General features: G+C 37.2%; 17 protein-coding genes. All 17 read left to right on the top strand.

The features are described from left to right. The first annotated feature begins 72 nt into the window (after positions 1-72). Positions 73-2010: a stage V sporulation protein D gene (locus BW724_RS13975; RefSeq protein ID WP_088075804.1), complete on the top strand. Its 1938-nt coding sequence runs from the start codon at positions 73-75 to the stop codon at positions 2008-2010. A 114-nt stretch (positions 2011-2124) separates the two neighbouring features. Next, entirely contained in the window at positions 2125-3615 is a 1491-nt protein-coding gene (locus BW724_RS13970) for a UDP-N-acetylmuramoyl-L-alanyl-D-glutamate--2,6-diaminopimelate ligase (protein ID WP_088075803.1), read from the top strand. Further along, positions 3594-4544, top strand: coding sequence for a Mur ligase family protein (locus tag BW724_RS13965; protein WP_088075802.1), 951 nt, complete (start codon positions 3594-3596; stop codon positions 4542-4544). Before BW724_RS13970 ends, BW724_RS13965 begins: the two co-directional genes overlap by 22 nt. Before the next feature lie 204 nt (positions 4545-4748). After that, positions 4749-5723 carry a phospho-N-acetylmuramoyl-pentapeptide-transferase gene (mraY, locus tag BW724_RS13960; RefSeq protein ID WP_088075801.1) on the top strand — a complete coding sequence of 325 codons (975 nt, stop codon included), beginning with the start codon at positions 4749-4751 and terminating at the stop codon, positions 5721-5723. After that, positions 5724-7085 carry a UDP-N-acetylmuramoyl-L-alanine--D-glutamate ligase gene (murD, locus tag BW724_RS13955; protein WP_088075800.1) on the top strand — a complete coding sequence of 454 codons (1362 nt, stop codon included), beginning with the start codon at positions 5724-5726 and terminating at the stop codon, positions 7083-7085. Positions 7086-7138: 53 nt separating this feature from the next. After that, entirely contained in the window at positions 7139-8257 is a 1119-nt protein-coding gene (gene spoVE, locus BW724_RS13950) for a stage V sporulation protein E (RefSeq protein ID WP_417891379.1), read from the top strand. 198 nt (positions 8258-8455) lie between these two features. Further along, complete coding sequence (gene murG / locus BW724_RS13945; protein WP_088075798.1) at positions 8456-9562, top strand: undecaprenyldiphospho-muramoylpentapeptide beta-N-acetylglucosaminyltransferase; 1107 nt, start codon at positions 8456-8458, stop codon at positions 9560-9562. Between the two features lie 12 nt (positions 9563-9574). Further along, positions 9575-10477, top strand: a complete 903-nt coding sequence (gene murB, locus BW724_RS13940; RefSeq protein ID WP_088075797.1) for a UDP-N-acetylmuramate dehydrogenase — start codon at positions 9575-9577, stop codon at positions 10475-10477. 235 nt (positions 10478-10712) lie between these two features. Next, on the top strand, positions 10713-11492 hold the full coding sequence (locus tag BW724_RS13935; protein ID WP_088075796.1) for a cell division protein FtsQ/DivIB: 780 nt from the start codon (positions 10713-10715) through the stop codon (positions 11490-11492). Next, the gene (locus BW724_RS13930) at positions 11476-12180 is read left to right on the top strand and encodes a DUF881 domain-containing protein (RefSeq protein WP_088075795.1); all 705 of its coding nucleotides are present in this window, start codon (positions 11476-11478) and stop codon (positions 12178-12180) included. The genes BW724_RS13935 and BW724_RS13930 overlap by 17 nt, the downstream gene beginning before the upstream one ends. Then, complete coding sequence (locus tag BW724_RS13925; protein WP_088075794.1) at positions 12180-12878, top strand: DUF881 domain-containing protein; 699 nt, start codon at positions 12180-12182, stop codon at positions 12876-12878. The genes BW724_RS13930 and BW724_RS13925 overlap by 1 nt, the downstream gene beginning before the upstream one ends. Before the next feature lie 2 nt (positions 12879-12880). Next, complete coding sequence (locus BW724_RS13920) at positions 12881-13246, top strand: small basic family protein (protein ID WP_088075793.1); 366 nt, start codon at positions 12881-12883, stop codon at positions 13244-13246. A 300-nt stretch (positions 13247-13546) separates the two neighbouring features. Beyond that, positions 13547-14833, top strand: coding sequence for a cell division protein FtsA (gene ftsA / locus BW724_RS13915; RefSeq protein ID WP_088075792.1), 1287 nt, complete (start codon positions 13547-13549; stop codon positions 14831-14833). Between the two features lie 33 nt (positions 14834-14866). After that, positions 14867-16009, top strand: a complete 1143-nt coding sequence (ftsZ, locus tag BW724_RS13910) for a cell division protein FtsZ (RefSeq protein WP_088075791.1) — start codon at positions 14867-14869, stop codon at positions 16007-16009. Positions 16010-16274: 265 nt separating this feature from the next. Beyond that, entirely contained in the window at positions 16275-17186 is a 912-nt protein-coding gene (gene spoIIGA, locus BW724_RS13905; protein ID WP_176371415.1) for a sigma-E processing peptidase SpoIIGA, read from the top strand. A gap of 44 nt (positions 17187-17230) precedes the next feature. After that, on the top strand, positions 17231-17950 hold the full coding sequence (sigE, locus tag BW724_RS13900; protein WP_088075789.1) for an RNA polymerase sporulation sigma factor SigE: 720 nt from the start codon (positions 17231-17233) through the stop codon (positions 17948-17950). Positions 17951-18001: 51 nt separating this feature from the next. After that, a complete protein-coding gene (gene sigG / locus BW724_RS13895) occupies positions 18002-18865 on the top strand; it encodes an RNA polymerase sporulation sigma factor SigG (protein WP_205160391.1) in 864 nt (287 codons plus the stop codon). Positions 18866-19444 lie beyond the last annotated feature (579 nt).

The following is a 19444-nucleotide window of genomic DNA, read 5'->3' as shown; positions in this document are numbered from 1 at the left end:
ACAGGTTCTAACCTGTCCATTTTTTTCATATGACTGAACCAAGCCAAAGTGTTTAAACATGGGAGGTTCATGATGAAGCGAGTATCGAATGTAACAGTGAGAAAACGACTTATTTTTGCATTAAGTGTTGGGATGGTTGTGTTTATAGTTATGATCGTGCGATTAGGTTTTGTTCAGATCGTCATGGGCGATGAAATTTCAGAGAGGGCTGAAGATTTATGGAGTAGGAATATTCCGTTTGAAGCAAAACGTGGTGAAATTCTAGATAGGAATGGAGTTCCGTTAGCTACGAATATTAGTGCCCCTTCCGTTTTAGTTGTACCTAGACAAGTAAGTGATCCTGCTACAGTAGCCGATCAACTTGCAAATGTTCTTTCAATGGATAGACAAAAAGCCTATGAATATGTAACGAAAAATGAATCAATAGTGAGAATAAATCCTGAAGGAAGAAAAATCACAAATGAATTAGCTCATGAGGTTAGGGACTTAAAATTAGATGGGGTATATATAGCTGAAGATAATAAAAGACACTATCCTAAAGGGAAATACTTATCACATGTACTGGGTTTTGCAGGCATTGATAACCAAGGATTAACAGGATTAGAGTTATATTATGATGAAAAGTTGTCTGGTCAGAGTGGGCACGTATCATTTTATTCCGATGCAAAGGGTAGAAGAATGCCCAATTTGGCAGATGAGTATACTGCTCCTGTTAATGGCCAACACTTAAAATTGACGATTAATTCAGAAATACAAACGATTATTGAGAGGGAATTAGACAACGCAGAAGCAAAATATAACCCTGATGGTGCGATTGCTATTGCAATGGATCCTAATACTGGTGAGGTACTTGGGATGTCATCTAGACCTGATTACGACCCAGAGAATTTTAGGGAAGTCCCACCAGAAATTTATAATCAAAATAAACCAGTATGGAGTCAATATGAGCCTGGTTCCACTTTTAAAATCATCACCCTTGCTGCATCACTTGAAGAAGGAATCGTTGATTTAGATGAAGATGAATTTCATGATCCAGGCTATATTGAGGTTGCAGGACGCAATATTAAATGTTGGAAAAAAGGGGGACATGGCTCCCAAACATACTTAGAAGTAGTTCAGAATTCATGTAACCCAGGCTTCGTTGCATTAGGACAGGAATTAGGCAAAGAAACTTTGTTTGACTATATACATGATTTTGGCTTTGGTAAAAAGACAGGTATTGATTTGCAAGGAGAAGGAACAGGGATTTTATTTGATTTAGATGCTGTTGAAGCGTTGGAGTTAGCTACTACTTCGTTTGGTCAAGGGGTTTCTGTTACACCGATTCAACAGGTAGTAGCAGTATCAGCAGCGATAAATGGTGGATATTTATATCAACCATTTTTAGCAAAAGAATGGGTAGATCCACAAACGGAGGAAGTAGTTTCAAGACAAGATCCAATAATGAAGCGACAAATTATTTCTGAAGAAACTTCTAGGGAAATTCGTAGAGCACTAGAGCATGTCGTAGCCAAAGGGTCTGGTGGTGGAGCATTTGTAGATGGATACCGTGTTGGTGGGAAAACGGGTACTGCTCAAAAAGCAAAGGATGGACGATACTTGGAAAATAATCATATTGTTTCCTTTATTGGCTTTGCACCTGCCGATGATCCTGAGATAGTAGTATATGTTGCGATTGATAATCCAAAGGATACAGTTCAGTTTGGTGGGGTTGTAGCTGCACCTATAGTAGGAAATATTATGGAAGATAGCCTTCATTCCCTTGGAGTAGAGAAGCGATCAGAACAAGTAGAAAAAGAACTTTCCTGGAACGATACACCTTTGATTGAAACCCCAGATTTAATTGGGCTTACAATGAGGGAAATTAATGAGGCGTATTATGAGCTTGAGCTAGATGTGTCCGGTAGTGGGAAAGAAGTGGTACTGCAGTCTCCAGATCCAGGTGTGAAAGTAAAGACAGGTTCTAAAATCCGTGTGCATATGGGTGACAAAGAAGACGATGAACAGTAAAATGGATTATGGACATGATGGCTTACAAATAGTATTATCATCAAGGGACTAGTTTTAGCGTCGCCCGTTTCAACGGGCGTAAACGCTTTTCTAATAGAAAGAGGGTTGATTTAATTGAAACGACTTCAATCACTAATAAGTTGTTTACCGTCTTATAAAAATGAATCGAATGAGAATCCCCTAATAAAAGATTTACATATGGACTCTAGGGAAGTGTCAGAAGGAAGTTTATTCTTTTGTATTTCTGGTTTTACAGTGGATGGGCATGATTTTGCTGATCAGGCAGCAAACAGTGGAGCAGCAGCAATTATAGCCGAAAGAGAATTGAAATATATTAATATACCAGTTATCATCGTTCGTAGTTCTAAGCGAGCGATGGCATTGATATCTGCATGTTTCTATGACTATCCAACAAATAAGCTTCAGTTAATAGGTGTAACTGGTACCAATGGAAAAACAACTACAACACACTTAATCGAAAAAATATTACTAGATAATAATAGGAAACCTGGGATAATTGGTACGATGTATATGAAATACGATGGTAAAGAAATTCCCGTGCAAAATACTACCCCTGAATCCCTCGTTCTACAAAAAGGTTTTTCAGAGATGGCGAAAAGCGGAGTTGACACAGTTGCGATGGAGGTATCATCTCATGCACTAGAAATGGGAAGAGTGCACGGGACTGATTTTGACGTGGCTGTGTTCACTAATTTATCACAAGACCATTTAGATTATCATGGGACAATGGAACGTTATGCCCATGCAAAAGGCTTGCTGTTTGCCCAACTTGGTAATGGGTATGGGGAAGGTAAGCAACCAGTAGCTGTTATAAACATAGATGATCCATATTTTAACGAAATTGAAATCATGACGGCGGCACCAATTATTACTTTCGGTATTAAAAAGAATGCTGATATTAGAGCTGAACATGTTTCAATAAATGAACAAGGAACTAGTTTCACAATGACGATGGGTAACCAGTCTGTTCCAGTTACAATGAAATTAACTGGTACATTTTCTGTATATAATGCTTTAGCGGCAGCTGCAGCATGTTATGCATCTGACGTACCACTAGAAAGTATAGCTAAAAGTTTAGAGACACTTGAAGGCGTTTCTGGCCGTTTTGAACGCGTTGAAATTAATCAACCATTTCACATCATTGTTGACTACGCTCATACACCAGATAGTCTTGAAAATGTGCTAAATACGATTAAGGAATTTGCAAAGGGGAAAATATCTGTAGTGGTTGGTTGTGGTGGTGATCGCGATAAAACAAAAAGACCAATTATGGCAAACATTGCTGAAAAACTATCTGACTATGTTTATTTAACCTCTGATAACCCACGTACAGAAGACCCTATCGAGATATTGAAGCAAATGGAAGAGGGCATGGAAGGTAGTAATTACACAGTAATTGAAAGTAGACGTGATGCAATCTTTGAAGCGGTTCGAAGGGCAGAGCGTGACGAAATCATATTAATTGCTGGAAAAGGACATGAAACATATCAAACTATAGGCACAGTTAATCATCATTTCGATGACAGGCTTGTAGCCAAGGATGCAGTAGAGGAGTGTCGTAAATGGGAGCAGGAGAAGGAGTAATTCTTGAATTATTAAAATCCGAATGTAAGAAAATAAATGGTAACATACATGAAAATTTTCAGATCACTGGTTTAAGTACAGATATGAATAATCTTCATGGAGGAGAGTTGTTTGTTCCCATTTTTCACAAAGATATAGATACTAAGATGCTCATCAAGATTGCAATTGAACGAGAGGTGAGTGCAATTCTTGTGGAGGATTCCATATCTTTACCAGAGCAAATGCCAGAGCAGCTTGTTACATTTACTGCTGAAAATGTAAAGGGTCTAATAAGAAAAATGGCTATTTTACACCTCCATGATGTAGATCCAACAGTTATTGCCGTTACTGGTTCACAAGGTAGAGAGATTACAAAAGAAGCGATAATCAATATTTTAAACATGCAATTTAATGTCCACTATAATGTGGGACAAGGTGACGAAATAGATCTTCTAACCTCTATTTTAAAAATGGACAAAAAAACAGATATGTATGTTTGTGATTTTACAATAGACACAAATATTGATGATATTGAACTGAAAAGTAAGCTAGTCAGTCCAAACTATTCTGTTATTACGAACGTTCGTACGGAAGACAATCATTTTGAAAACTTGTCTATGGACATATATAAAGAAGCTTATTCGAAAATAGAAGCAGGGATGAAAGCAAGTGATGTTTTGGTTATAGATGGGGACGCAACTTCTTTTCAAAGTGAATGGCAATCGGATGTCATTACGTGTGGATACGATGAGGGCTGTCTTTTTAAGATTCAGGAAGTGGCAGTACAAGAGGAAACCACTCATTTTCAAGTGGAAGGTATACGGATACCTTTTCAAATAAGTATAGATAAAGATGCGGTGAAAAATGTAGTGTTTGCAATTGCAGTTGCGGTTCATCTTGGTTTATTACCCGATGATATGAACAAAGTATTTGAAAAAATTTCGGTGTGATGGTGTTCGCTTCAGTCCATTCCCTTTCCGAACCGGATGTAATTCTCTCTTTTTAGTTTATTGATGCATGAAATAGCATGTAATACGATAAAATGTATAAAGCTATTATGTAACGAAATTGAAATACAATAAAAAATATATACAATTTATAGTACTGGATTTTACTCAATTCGTTGAGCTGTATGTTAGAAAGGAGTTCCCTATATGCTGGAACAGGGCTTGTTGTTTACTTTAATTTTATCATTCTTAATATGTGTACTTATGTCACCAATTTTTATCCCATTCTTAAGAAGGCTGAAGTTTGGCCAAAGTATCAGGGTAGAAGGACCGCAATCACATCAGAAAAAGAGTGGTACTCCTACGATGGGTGGACTGATGATTTTACTGGCAATTATTGTATCTACATTTATCATGAGCAGTCAGTTCCATTCTGTTAATGTTGAAATTTGGTTATTAGTATTTGTAACTGTTGGATTTGGATTGTTAGGCTTTTTAGATGATTTCATAAAAGTAGTTAAAAAGCGCAACCTAGGACTTACATCGAAACAGAAGTTTTTAGGTCAGGTAGTCATTTCTGCAATTGTTTATATCGTCTTACTTCAAACAGGATTATCTACTGCAATTACCATTCCAGGCACGACACTATCACTTGATATAGGTTGGTTATACTTTCCACTTATTATTTTTATGCTAGTAGGTACATCCAATGCAGTGAACTTAACTGACGGACTAGATGGTCTAGTAGCTGGTTCATCAGCTATTGCCTTTGGAGCTTTTGCTATCATTGCGTACGATCTTTCTTTATATAATGTTTCCCTATTTTCAGTAGCTGTTGTAGGTGCTGTATTAGGATTCCTTGTTTTCAACTCCCACCCAGCAAAAGTCTTCATGGGTGATACGGGGTCATTGGCTCTTGGTGGGGCACTAGCTATGATAGCCATATTAACTAAAATGGAATTAGTCCTCATCATCATTGGTGGTGTATTTGTTATTGAAACACTTTCTGTTATTATTCAAGTCATTTCTTTTAAGACGACAGGTAAGCGAGTATTTAAAATGAGCCCTCTTCATCATCATTATGAATTATCTGGGTGGAGCGAATGGCGTGTCGTTGTTACGTTCTGGCTGGTAGGGTTACTGTTAGCCACTATTGGAGTCTATTTAGAGGTGTGGATGTAAATGAGAAGAACAAATGCTTATGAAGGAAAACATGTACTTGTATTAGGATTAGCGAAAAGTGGGTCTGCAGCAGCAGAATTACTCATAAAACAGGGGGCGATCGTAACTGTAAATGATCAAAAGCCCTTTGAAGAAAACGAGGAAGCACAGAAATTATCTTCTTTAGGTGCGGAGGTTGTTTGTGGATCCCACCCTCTCGACTTAATCCATACAGAATTGAGTCTATTGGTGAAAAATCCAGGAATTCGTTATGACAATCCATTGGTTGAAAAAGCAGTATCATTGAATGTTCCTGTCATTACTGAAGTGGAATTAGCCTACCAGATCAGTGAAGCTGATATTATTGGCATTACTGGTTCGAATGGTAAGACTACTACGACAACTTATATATACGAAATGTTAAAAGGGGGAGAAAAGGAACCCTTTGTTGCAGGGAATATTGGAGAGGTATCATGCGAGGTTGCCCAACAGGTAACTGAAGAAAATGTGATGGTAACTGAGCTGTCCAGTTTTCAGTTAATGGGTATTCAAGCCTTTCGACCAAAGGTAGCACTACTCTTAAATATCGTAGAAGCTCATTTAGATTATCATGGTGATTTAATCAATTACATACATGCGAAAGGGAATATTTTTAAAAATCAGACGCAAGAGGATTATTTAATTTATAATGCAGACGATGTGGACGTTTCTGAGCTTGTAACCTCGGGACAAGCTTCGGCCAAATTAATCCCTTTCTCAACAACGAAATATGTTAGTGGTGGAGCTTGTATTCATAATAATCAGCTTGAGGTGTTTGGAGAGCCTTTATTACATGTGGAGGAGATGTCCTTACCAGGTGAGCATAACATAGCAAACGGGTTAGCGGCAGCGGCTGCAGCCCTTCTTAGCGGTGCAAAAAGAGAGAGAGTTATTGAAGTTCTAAAAAGCTTTCGTGGTGTTGAGCACAGGCTGCAATATGTTGCTACTCATGATGGCAGAAAGTTTTACAATAATTCTAAAGCCACTAACGTTCCAGCTACTATTACTGCACTAAAGGCATTTGAGCAACCAATTGTGCTTATTGCTGGTGGATTAGACCGTGGCTTATCCTTCGATGGTCTTATACCTTATTTTAACGGTGTTAAATCAGTGGTTGCATATGGGGAAACGGCTGAAAAAATAGGGGAAACGGCAAAGAAGGCGGGTATAGAAAACATTCATCTTACTAAAACCTTAGATCAAGCTGTACCAATGGCCTTTGAGCAATCTAAAGAAGGAGACGTGATACTACTATCACCTGCGTGTGCTTCTTGGGACCAATTTAAGACATTTGAAGAGCGTGGAGACCATTTTGTAAATGCAGTTAAAAAGATTGGCCAGTAAAAAGTCATGTTTGTCCAAATTGGACATAAACATAGGTAATAGAGATAAATGAAATGAAACTGAGGTGTTCTCTATTGCCAAAATCTAAATCTGCACCAGATATCTTACTAATAGCAGCTACAATTTGTCTATTAGTAATAGGATTAGTAATGGTTTATAGTGCAAGTGCTGTATGGGCTGAGTATAATTTTGACGACACATTCTTTTTCCTAAAGCGACAAATGTTTTTCGCAGTTTTAGGTGTCATTGCCATGCTTTTTATGATGAATGTGGACTACTGGACTTGGAGAAGTATGACAAAGATTACTTTAATCATCTGTTTCTTCCTTTTAGTAATTGTACTTATTCCAGGTGTAGGCCTTGTTCGAGGTGGAGCGCAAAGTTGGTTGGGTGTTGGTGCGTTTTCTATACAGCCATCTGAATTTATGAAACTTGCAATGATTTTATTTTTAGCGAAATATTTATCTGAAAAACAGAAACACATTACCACGGTTAAATATGGATTGTTTCCAACTCTAGGGCTAGTTATGGTTGCATTTGCACTCATTATGCTACAACCTGATTTAGGAACAGGTGCGGTAATGGTATTAACTAGTGTAGTTATGATTTTTGTTGCAGGGGCAAGAATCAAACATTTTGTTTTCCTGGGAGTAGTTGGTTTACTTGGTTTTGTAGGATTAATTATTTCCGCACCTTATCGGCTACAAAGAATCGTTTCTTTTTTAGACCCTTGGCAAGATCCACTTGGGCATGGATTTCAAATAATCCAGTCACTATATGCCATTGGACCTGGTGGATTTTTAGGACTTGGATTAGGAGCTAGTAGGCAGAAATACTTTTATTTACCAGAGCCCCAAACGGATTTTATATTCGCTATTTTATCTGAGGAACTTGGATTCATTGGAGGGGCATTTGTAATAACCTGCTTCGCTATCTTATTATGGCGAGGTCTCCGAATAGCCTTATATGCTCCAGATTTATACGGTACTTTAATGGCCACTGGTATTATTGGTATGTTTGCAATTCAGGTAATGATAAATATTAGTGTAGTAATAGGACTAATGCCTGTAACTGGTATAACATTACCCCTTCTGAGTTATGGAGGTTCCTCTTTAACGCTTATGCTGACAGCTATTGGGGTGTTATTAAATATTAGTAGACATATGCGGTAAAGAAAGACTGCTTTAAACATGTATGTAATACCCTTTAAATATGGTATAATGGCATTTGCTTCCATAGGGAGTGAATGCTTTTTCATTGTTCAGAAATGGAGTGAAAATATTTTTCTGACACTCTTCAAGACAAACTTTTTTAAGCTATAATATAGGATGTGTACTGTTAAAAATCTAATTACATGTTGGAGGGAAACTATGAAGGTTTTAGTTTCAGGTGGCGGTACTGGAGGACATATTTATCCAGCATTGGCTTTAATAAGAACAATAAAAAAACATGATGAAAATTCTGAGTTTTTATATATAGGTACGGAGAATGGGTTGGAGTCCAAAATTGTACCTAATGAGCAAATTCCTTTTAAAACCATCAATATTTCGGGTTTTAGGAGAAAACTTTCATTTGAAAATGTAAAAACCATTTATCGATTTTTAAGTGGAGTAAAGAAAGCAACGAACTATATAAAAGAGTTTAAACCAGATGTTGTTATTGGGACAGGTGGCTATGTCTGTGGACCAGTAGTCTATGCTGCAGCGAAAAAAGGAATACCAACAATTGTACATGAACAAAATAGTGTGCCAGGATTAACCAATAAATTTTTAAGTAAATACGTTGACAATATAGCTATTTCATTCGAAGATTCAGCAAAGTTCTTCCCTAAGGAAAAAGTAGTATTAACTGGTAATCCAAGGGCCCAAGAGGTCGTTCAAGCTTCAAAGAAAGAAGGGAAAAGTAAAATCTCTTGTCTCGGGCTTTCTGACAAGAAGAAAACGGTGTTAGTTGTTGGTGGTAGCAGAGGTGCAAAACCAATTAACGATGCCGTACTACAAACGTTAAATAAATGGTCAAGTAAGGAATATCAATGTCTTTATGTAACTGGAGAAGTGCATTTTGAGAACATACAAAAGGAAATTGGTGAAAGTGGGAAAGTTGAAAATATAGTCTGTGTTCCTTATATTCATGATATGCCACTTGTATTAAAAGAAGTGGATCTTATTGTAGCAAGGGCTGGGGCAACAACTTTAGCAGAAATTACAGCCCTTGGTCTTCCGTCGATTTTAATCCCTAGCCCATATGTTACGAATAACCATCAAGAAAAAAATGCAAGATCTTTAGTAGACGTAGGGGCTGCTAAACTAATACTAGAAAAAGAAATGTCAGCGGAAAAATTAATGTCAGAGATAGATCATATATTAGGCAATGAAGGTGTTTGGACGAAAATGCGAGAAGGAGCTTTGAAAATTGGTAAGCAAGATGCAGGTGATGAGCTCTATCATCTAATCGTAAAGCATTTGAAACAAACTTGATGGAGGTTACAAATGATTGATTTAAAGAAGAAGCTACAAGACCTTAATGTAGGTAGAATAACGGAAAATGAGCCGTTAAAAAACCACACAACTTGGAAAATTGGTGGACCTGCACAGATTTTCTTTGAGCCAGATTCAATTGAGGGATTAAAAAAAGGTATGAGTGCTATTGCAGATGCTGATGTTCCTTGGTTTGTTTTAGGTAAAGGTTCTAATTTACTTATTTCCGATAAAGGATTAGAAGGTGTCGTCATAAAAATGGGAGACAATCTAACACACCTTGAGGAAGATGGAGAAACAATTACTGTTGGAGCTGGTTACTCATTAATTAAATTAGCAACTATAATGAGTAAAAAGGGATTATCTGGTCTGGAATTTGCTGGTGGAATCCCAGGTTCAGTTGGTGGAGCAGTGTTTATGAACGCAGGGGCACATGGTTCAGATATTTCAAATATCCTTGTAAAGGCCCATGTGCTTATGCCTGACGGTACGTTGAAATGGTTGAGTAAAGATGACATGGACTTCTCCTATCGAACTTCCCGTCTTCAGAATGATGGGGGGGTTTGTGTGGAAGCAATATTTAAGCTAACTACTGGAGATAAAGATACCATAAAACAAGAGTTACAGGCGAATAAGGAATATAGAAGGAACACTCAGCCATGGAATTATCCTTGTTGTGGTAGTGTATTTCGAAATCCCCTTCCCCAGCATGCAGGAAAACTTATTGAGGAATCAGGTTTAAAAGGATTCTCAATAGGTGATGCACAGATATCGGAGATGCATGCTAACTTTATTGTAAATAAAGGAGAGGCAACAGCACAGAACGTTATTGATTTAATTCAACATATTCAACAAACTATTTATGAAAAATATCAGGTTACACTTGAGACAGAAGTGGAACGTATCGGGAATTGATGAACAATAGGTCCTTCCCACTTAAAGTAACACTGTGGAAGGACCTATATTTGATTGTACATTTATACATATAATTTGTAATATTCGAAGCAAGGCGCATGCTCGTATAATTATATAAGGTATATATGACTAGTAAAATAGGAGGATATACAGGCATTTTGTCTCTTTTTGGCGTTTTTTGATAAAATGCAGTTTTCATTACTTATTCCCTTGCTATACAATGGAGGAAAGACCAATGAAGAATAAGAAGGTTGTGGAACTTGATGAGCGGATCCCTACATTTAAGGAACGGAGACGCCAACGGGCAAATCGTCGTCTAATACTATATATATCTGTTTTCTTTCTCTTAATGACTATAGTCATGTATTTTCAATCTTCCTTTAGTCATGTGAAAACAGTGGAAGTGGAAGGCAATGAATACATCAGTACAAATTGGATCATAACTAATTCAGAATTAATACCTGAAGTAAGCATGTGGCGCATAAATGAAGAGGCAATCATAGAAAAATTAACACGTCCAGAAATCGCTTCATTGGAAATAAATAGAAGGTGGCCGAATACAGTCATCATTAATTTATCTGAGTATGAAAGAATAGGTTATTTAGCTTCTGAAGGTACTTATTTTCCTTTGTTAGAGACAGGCCATATTTTATCTGAAATAGACCATGTTGTTTCAGCACCACATGATGCACCATTACTTTTTGATTTTCATGATGAAGATAGTAAAAAGGAAATTGCAAAGGAATTATCTCTAATGCCCATATCATTAAGGGAGCGCATTTCTGAGATATATCATGCACCAGTTGAGAACGATGCATCAAGGCTAGTACTATTTATGAATGATGGATTTGTTGTGCATTCAACAATCCGTCGTTTCTCAGAAAGGCTTGCACCATACCCATCCGTTGTTGAGCAATTGGAACCAGGTGAAGAAGGTATTGTACATATGCGAATGAATCCATATTTTGAAAGCACTAAAGTTGAGGAGGAAGAAGAAGGTGAAAGTGAAGGGTAGTCACGTGATCCTTTCCCTTGTTTTACTTGTTAGTGGCTTTATCGTTGCATTAAGTTACCAATTTACAAATCTAAATTCTGCAGCAAACCAAACAAATGGCTCACAATGGCGAGAAGAGGATGAGCTGCGAGATCAAATTTTAATGGAGCAGATGGTCAATAGAAGTTTAACTGAAGAGTTACGTGATATACAAAACCAACTTACAGAATTTGAAGAGGAAATTGTAAATCAGCAGACAAGGTATTTCAACCTAGTGGAAGACCTAGACCGTTTAAGGATGATAACTGGAAACGTAGGAGTCGTGGGAGAAGGATTATCTGTCACCCTTAATGACTCTGAATATGTCGAAGGGGAAAACCCAAATAATTACATCGTTCACGAACAGCATATTCGAATGTTAATTGATGAGTTACTTGTTACAGGGGCTGAAGCGATTGCTATAAATGGTCACAGAATTAATAGTCAATCTTATATCCAATGTATTGGCCCAGTAATAGAGGTGGATGGTCATATATCTTTTGCACCGTTTGAAATAACAGCTTTGGGTGATAGTGAAACATTAAATGAAGCTATTAACATGGTAGGTGGTGTAAAGGATAGGTTATTAAGTGATAATATTGAAGTTAGAATTGAAAAGAAAAATGAGATTGTACTAGAGCCTTATTTCTCCGAAAGAGGGGAAAGCTAATGAAAAACAGAATAATAGTCATCTTTACTATTGTTACATTCATTATAGGTTTTATGATAGCAGTTCAATTTCAAACAACGAATGAACCTGAACGAGATACAAGAAGCCTATTTGAATTGAGACAAGCTCTTACGACAGAAAAAGAAAGACAGGCTGAATTGAATCGGGAGATCGATCGACAATTAGAGTTATTGTATCAGTTGCAGCAAACTGAGGATGTGGAAGATGTAATGCTTGATGCAATTGAGGAATTAAGAGAACAAGCTGGACTAACAGAAATGGGTGGTCCGGGGATCATTATTGAAGTGAAGCCCATATTTGATGAAAGTTATGAAGGAGGAGCGATACGTACTGTACCTCCATATTTATTAAGAATGTTGTTAAATGAATTAAATATGTCTGGAGCAATTGAGGTTGCTGTTGGCAATGAAAGAATAATTACCACTACCCCTATTCGTGAAGTAAATGGGGTTACATTAATTAATGGTAGTAGAATGACTCAGTTTCCCCTAACCATTAAAGTTCTTACTAATGCTCCTGAGGATTTACATCATGCTGTGATGGCTTCTCAATCAAGGGAATTCTTTTCTTATGAAAATTTTAATTTAGAAGTAACGCCAATCAATTATGTTAAACTACCTCCTTATGGAAATACATTAAGGGTCAGGTATATGAATCCCATAAAGGAGGATTCGTAGGAATGTGGCTTCCGATATTAGGACTACTAATAGGAATTTTTCTAGGTTTATTTACAGAATTTAGAATCCCAGATGCGTACTCTAGTTACTTATCGATAGCAGTATTAGCAGCACTAGATACTTTATTTGGAGGGGTTCGAGCACACCTTGAAAATGTCTTTAATGAAAAAGTATTTTTAACAGGATTTTTTACAAATATTGCTTTAGCTGCGGGTTTAGCTTTTCTAGGTGTCCATCTTGGTGTAGACTTATATTTAGCAGCAGTTTTTGCTTTTGGGGTTAGATTATTTCACAATATCGCCTTAATTCGACGAATTCTGCTTGATTCATGGTTTTCAAAGGGAAAAGATAGAAAGGAAACTCAATAAATCTAGAATTTCCTTTCCTTTTTCCTTTAAAATCCATTGAAAAAGAAGGTGAATAGGTGGTATATGTTGAATATTCTTCATAAAGCTTTCACAATGACATAGAAGACCTATTTAAGAATTAGAAATTATAAGGTATTTTTATTATAGTGAAATGAAAATTGCTATTTTCATGGTAGACATCCATGTGGAAATTTTCACCATGGAAGATGAAACAATTTTATTTGCTATATTTGAATTAAATTTAAAAATTATCAAATTTAAAAAAGTTTAAGGGAGCAGGATTGAAGGAGGTGCCAACCAATGAACAACCATGACATTTACGTAACACTAGATATCGGCACATCGTCTGTTCGTGTTGTAATTGGTGAAATGACGAACGGAACGCTAAATATCATTGGAGTTGGGGAAACAGAATCAGAGGGAATTAAGAAAGGTTCCATCGTCGATATAGATAAAACAGTAAATTCTATTCGAACTGCTGTGGAGAAAGCGGAAAGAATGATTGGACTCTCCATCGAAAATGTAATTGTAGGCGTGACAGGAAACCATGTGCAATTACAGCCTTGTCACGGTGTCGTAGCAGTTTCTAGTGAAGATCGCGAAATTGGTGATGAGGATGTAAACAGAGTATTTGACGCTGCACAAGTTGTATCAATTCCTCCTGAAAGGGAGATTATTGATATCATTCCAAAACAATTTATCGTTGATGGGTTAGATGAAATAAATGATCCCCGTGGAATGATTGGCGTTCGCCTGGAAATGGAAGGTACAATTATAACTGGTTCAAGGACAATGCTACATAACGTATTGCGCTGCGTAGGTAAAGCAGGATTAAATGTTGCAGATATAGCCCTACAGCCTTTAGCAGCTGGAACAATTGCCTTGTCGAAGGATGAAAAGAGCCTTGGAGTCGTTATGATAGATATGGGTGGAGGTTCCACTACCGTTTCTGTGTTTGAAAATGGTACACTACAAGGTACAAGGCAAATACCTATAGGTGGAGACCATATTACAAATGATATATCAGTTGGACTTCGTACCTCCACAGATGAAGCGGAAAAGGTGAAGCAAGACTTTGGACATGCTTTTATAGATCATGCCTCCGATGATGAAACATTCGAAGTTTCGGAGATTGGTAGTGATCAAAAACAAGAATTCTCTCAATGGCAATTAGCAAACATCATTGAACCTAGGATGGAAGAAATGTTTTTGCTATCATTAAAAGAAATTCAGCGTTTAGGTTATCATGATGTACCAGGTGGATACGTTTTAACAGGTGGTACAGTAAAGATACCAGGTGTTTTAGAATTAGCAAGAGAGGTACTTCAAAAAAATGTCCGCATAGCAATTCCAGATTATATTGGGGTAAGAGAACCTCAATATACAAATGGAGTAGGCTTAATCACTTTTGCCCACAGAAATTCTAGAATTCAGGGGAAAGAGATAGCTGCTGGTGTGGCTCCCCTATCTGAAGGACCTAATGAGAGAACTGAAAAGAAAGACAAGCCTTCTAAAGTAAGGCAGCCAAAAGAAGGACCAGACGTGAAAAAGAAGGTTAAGAGTTTATTTAAGGTGTTTTTTGAATAATGTTTGAACCAAGGAAGGATTGGGGGATCGGAAATGTTGGAATTTGAAATGGACATGGATCAATTAGCAACTATAAAGGTTATCGGTGTAGGTGGCGGCGGTAGTAACGCTGTTAACCGAATGATTGAAAACGGCTTACAAGGTGTAGAATTCATAGCAGTGAACACAGATGCGCAAGCTCTACATTTATCAAAAGCGGAGACAAAACTGCAACTAGGCGGTAAATTGACTCGAGGTTTAGGTGCAGGTGCAAATCCGGAAGTTGGAAAAAAGGCAGCAGAAGAAAGCCGTGAACAGCTTGAGGAGATACTGCATGGCTCTGATATGGTATTTATTACTGCTGGTATGGGCGGAGGTACTGGAACAGGTGCAGCCCCTGTAATAGCTGAAATAGCAAAGGATGCTGGTGCACTAACGGTAGGTGTAGTGACTAGACCATTTACATTCGAAGGTCGTAAGCGAATGATGCAAGCAGGCGGTGGGATTTCCTCTCTGAAGGAAAAAGTAGATACATTAATCGTAATTCCGAACGATCGTCTCCTTGAAATTGTAGATAAGAACACTCCGATGTTAGAAGCGTTTAGGGAAGCGGACAATGTTTTAAGACAGGGTGTACAAGGTATTTCAGACTTAATAGCAGTTCCAGGTCTAATTAACTTAGACTTTGCAGATGTGAAAACTATTATGAGTGAAAAAGGTTCAGCTTTAATGGGGATAGGTGTAGCTACAGGTGAAAGTCGTGCTGCAGAAGCTGCAAAGAAAGCCATTTCTTCTCCTTTACTTGAAACTTCAATTGAAGGGGCTCAAGGGGTTCTTATGAATATCACTGGAGGATCAAACTTGAGTTTATTTGAAGTACATGAAGCAGCGGAAATTGTTTCATCTGCATCAGATAGCGAAGTCAATATGATTTTTGGATCTGTCATTAATGAAGATCTTAAAGATGAAATTGTCGTTACTGTAATTGCAACTGGATTTGACGAAGTACAGGGTGCTGAAAAGCCTTCAGCAAGTCGCCCAACAGCCATTAATAGAACCAAACCTGTCTCGACAGGTAGACCAGAAAGTAAGAACCAAGAAACGGAAACACGTACAGCTAAAAAGTCAACTAATGATGATGAAGTGGATACTTTAGATATCCCTACATTTTTAAGAAACCGTCGTAAAAGAACTTAATATAGTTAAAAGATGATTATTAAAAGTCTCTGAATAAATCAGGGGCTTTTTTTATGCTTTTCAATAACTAACTATTTTTCTCTCCTACATCTATTTAATCTTGGAATACTTTCATAAATAAATTTTTTTCACTCCCCTTTTACTTCCAATGACAATAATTTTGAAAAATAGTCAAAATAAGTCCCTTTTTCATGGCAAATAGTGACACACTTAACTTACCTCATAAGATATACTAGGTTCAAATTCCATTCGGACGGTGGCTACCTTGCAAATCTATTTAGATATTATTTGGCTATTAAACTTTTTAGTTGATGTATTACTTATTTCACTGACAGCCATAGTTTTAAAAAGAAGAGTTAGTAGACTTCGTCTCTTATTAGGTGGTTTTATTGCGTCCCTCTATGTTCTTTTTTTATTTACACCTATAGAGCCTTACGCAATGCACCCAGTTATCAAGACAATGTACTCCATAATAATAATACTCGCCAGCTTTGGATTTAAACGTTTTAAACTATTTTTCCAAGCCTGGTTGACATTCTATTTTGTTAATTTCGCTGTAGGAGGTGGTCTACTAGGACTACACTTTTTCTTAAAAACAGATACAAGCTTTATTCAAGGTACATTTGCCACACATACAAGTGGATTTGGAAGCCCCATTAGCTGGTTATTTGTCGTCATCGGTTTTCCGATAATTTACTATTATTCAAGACAACGTTTTGAATCAATAGAAACGGAAAAGATTCGATACGATCAAATATACCCAGTTCGAATAAAAGTAGCTGGTATTGAGCTATTTCTGAAAGGGTTTGTTGATAGTGGCAATCGATTAGAGGACCCATTAACAAGACGTTCTGTCATGATTATAGATATGACAGACGTGGGAAATCAATTCCCAGATTCTATCGTTAATTTAACTAAAAAGTCCCTTGTTGCAGATGAACAAATTCCTGATGGCTTCGAAGGAAAAATGACAATGGTGCCATTTCGGACTGTGGGAGAAAAGCAACGTTATTTGTGGGCAATTAAACCCGATGAGGTAGTCGTTTACGAGAATGAATTACCACATATATGTTCCCATGTACTAGTGGGTTTAAGTTATACAGCTTTATCAGATCGAAATGATTACAACTGTTTATTGAACCCTAAGATGATGCAGCAGAAAAGGCAATCTTCATAACTACTAAAGGTGGAATACTCAATTTCAATAAGGGGGAAACATACGTGAAAACATGGAAGTTAAGAATGAAAATATGGTGGTATAAATTATTAGCAAAGCTTGGAATTAAATCTGATGAAGTATATTACATAGGCGGAAGTGAAGCACTTCCACCACCTCTCTCAAAAGAAGAGGAGGCTTATTTGCTTAAGAAGCTCCCGAATGGAGATGATTCTGTACGTTCAGTTCTGATAGAAAGAAACCTGCGACTCGTTGTCTATATAGCAAGAAAGTTCGAGAATACTGGTATAAACATTGAAGATTTAATTAGTATAGGCACAATAGGTTTAATTAAAGCTGTTAATACATTCGATCCAGAAAAGAAAATTAAATTAGCAACTTATGCATCTCGTTGTATTGAAAATGAAATTTTAATGTATTTAAGGAGAAACAATAAGATACGTTCAGAAGTGTCATTTGACGAGCCACTAAACATTGATTGGGATGGTAATGAGTTATTATTATCAGATGTACTCGGTACGGAAGAAGATATCATTACAAAGGGAATTGAGGACAAGGTGGACCGTAAGCTCCTTATAAAGTCCCTTGAGACCTTGAACGATAGGGAAAAACAAATTATGGAACTTCGATTTGGGCTTGCTGGTGATGAAGAGAAGACACAAAAGGATGTAGCTGATATGCTTGGAATATCCCAATCATATATTTCGCGACTGGAGAAAAGGATAATAAAAAGACTAAGAAAAGAATTTAATAAAATGTTGTAGTGCTTTTTACTAGTCATGACAAGGCTTGAAGGATTTTCAAGCCTTTTTATGATGAGGAAGCTCTGCATAAATTTCCCTCTCAAGGAGATACTTAATCTTGTACATCAGCTCCTGTTGGGAGGGAAGACATTGACTCGCAATAAAGTAGAAATTTGTGGAGTAGACACATCAAAATTACCAGTGTTAAAAAACAAAGAGATGAGAATTCTCTTTGAACAAATGCAAAACGGGGATGAAGATGCGAGGGAAAAACTCGTTAATGGAAATCTACGTCTCGTTTTAAGCGTAATTCAGCGGTTTAATAATCGCGGTGAATATGTGGATGACTTATTTCAAGTCGGCTGTATTGGATTAATGAAATCCATTGATAATTTTGATTTAAGCCAAAACGTTAAGTTTTCCACATATGCAGTACCAATGATTATTGGTGAAATTCGAAGGTACCTGAGGGACAATAACCCGATTCGTGTTTCTAGGTCACTTCGAGATATTGCTTACAAAGCACTTCAAGTAAGAGACAATTTAATGAGTGAAAAAAGTCGTGAACGGGAGCCGACAGTACAGGAAATCGCCAAGGTGCTGGATGTTCCAAAAGAAGATATCGTTTTTGCATTAGATGCTATTCAAGATCCTGTTTCCTTATTTGAGCCAATCTACAATGATGGGGGAGACCCGATTTATGTAATGGATCAAATTAGTGATGACAAGCAAAAAGATATTCAATGGATTGAGGAAATAGCATTAAAAGAAGCGATGATACGCTTAAACGATAGGGAAAAGATGATCTTAGACATGAGGTTTTTCCAAGGGAAAACACAAATGGAAGTGGCCGATGAGATTGGTATATCTCAAGCACAGGTATCCCGTCTGGAGAAAGCGGCAATTCAACAAATGAATAAACACGCAAAAGAATGACTTTTACATAGAGGCAGTCCTAGTCACATCATATGTGGCCAGGATTGCCTCTTTTTTTATTGTTTAGCCGTAAATTATAAATTAATCGAATTGTGGGTAACTCGTGGATTAATATATGTGTAGGGGGTTATGGTGGTGAAGCATAGTAGTGGAGTGATTAAATATATTTACTAGCTTGGTATCTTACGCGAGATTCATACTCTTGTTCATTTTTGCGTTCGATAAGCAGTCAATTTCACGCGAGATTCTTACTTTTGCTCAATTTCGCGTTCGATAAGCAGTTAATCTCACGCGAGATTCATGATTTTGTTCATTTTCGCGTTCGATAAGCAGTTAATCTCACGCGAGTTTCATGATTTTGTTCAATTTCGCGTTCGATAAGCAGTTAATCTCACGCGAGTTTCTTGATTTTGCTCAATTTCGCGTTCGATAAGCAGTCGATCTCACGCGAGTTTCATGATTTTGTTCAATTTCGCGTTCGATAAGCAGTTAATCTCACGCGAGATTCATGATTTTGTTCAATTTCGCGTTCGATAAGCAGTTAATCTCACGCGAGATTCTTACTTTTGCTCAATTTCG

This window comes from Litchfieldia alkalitelluris (assembly GCF_002153425.1).
Taxonomy (GTDB): Bacteria; Bacillota; Bacilli; order Bacillales; family Salisediminibacteriaceae; genus Evansella; species Evansella alkalicola.
Note: the sequence above shows the minus strand (reverse complement) of the source record. Positions and strands in the feature narration are given on the sequence as shown.

Excerpts from the sequence above, each read along its gene's own strand:
- BW724_RS13975 (WP_088075804.1), top strand. The coding sequence starts at position 73 with ATGAAGCGAGTATCGAATGTAACAGTGAGAAAACGACTTATTTTTGCA.
- BW724_RS13965 (WP_088075802.1), top strand. The coding sequence starts at position 3,594 with ATGGGAGCAGGAGAAGGAGTAATTCTTGAATTATTAAAATCCGAATGT.
- mraY (WP_088075801.1), top strand. The coding sequence starts at position 4,749 with ATGCTGGAACAGGGCTTGTTGTTTACTTTAATTTTATCATTCTTAATA.
- murD (WP_088075800.1), top strand. The coding sequence starts at position 5,724 with ATGAGAAGAACAAATGCTTATGAAGGAAAACATGTACTTGTATTAGGA.
- spoVE (WP_417891379.1), top strand. The coding sequence starts at position 7,139 with ATGAAACTGAGGTGTTCTCTATTGCCAAAATCTAAATCTGCACCAGAT.
- murG (WP_088075798.1), top strand. The coding sequence starts at position 8,456 with ATGAAGGTTTTAGTTTCAGGTGGCGGTACTGGAGGACATATTTATCCA.
- murB (WP_088075797.1), top strand. The coding sequence starts at position 9,575 with ATGATTGATTTAAAGAAGAAGCTACAAGACCTTAATGTAGGTAGAATA.
- BW724_RS13935 (WP_088075796.1), top strand. The coding sequence starts at position 10,713 with ATGAAGAATAAGAAGGTTGTGGAACTTGATGAGCGGATCCCTACATTT.
- BW724_RS13925 (WP_088075794.1), top strand. The coding sequence starts at position 12,180 with ATGAAAAACAGAATAATAGTCATCTTTACTATTGTTACATTCATTATA.
- BW724_RS13920 (WP_088075793.1), top strand. The coding sequence starts at position 12,881 with ATGTGGCTTCCGATATTAGGACTACTAATAGGAATTTTTCTAGGTTTA.
- ftsA (WP_088075792.1), top strand. The coding sequence starts at position 13,547 with ATGAACAACCATGACATTTACGTAACACTAGATATCGGCACATCGTCT.
- ftsZ (WP_088075791.1), top strand. The coding sequence starts at position 14,867 with ATGTTGGAATTTGAAATGGACATGGATCAATTAGCAACTATAAAGGTT.
- sigG (WP_205160391.1), top strand. The coding sequence starts at position 18,002 with ATGAGGAAGCTCTGCATAAATTTCCCTCTCAAGGAGATACTTAATCTT.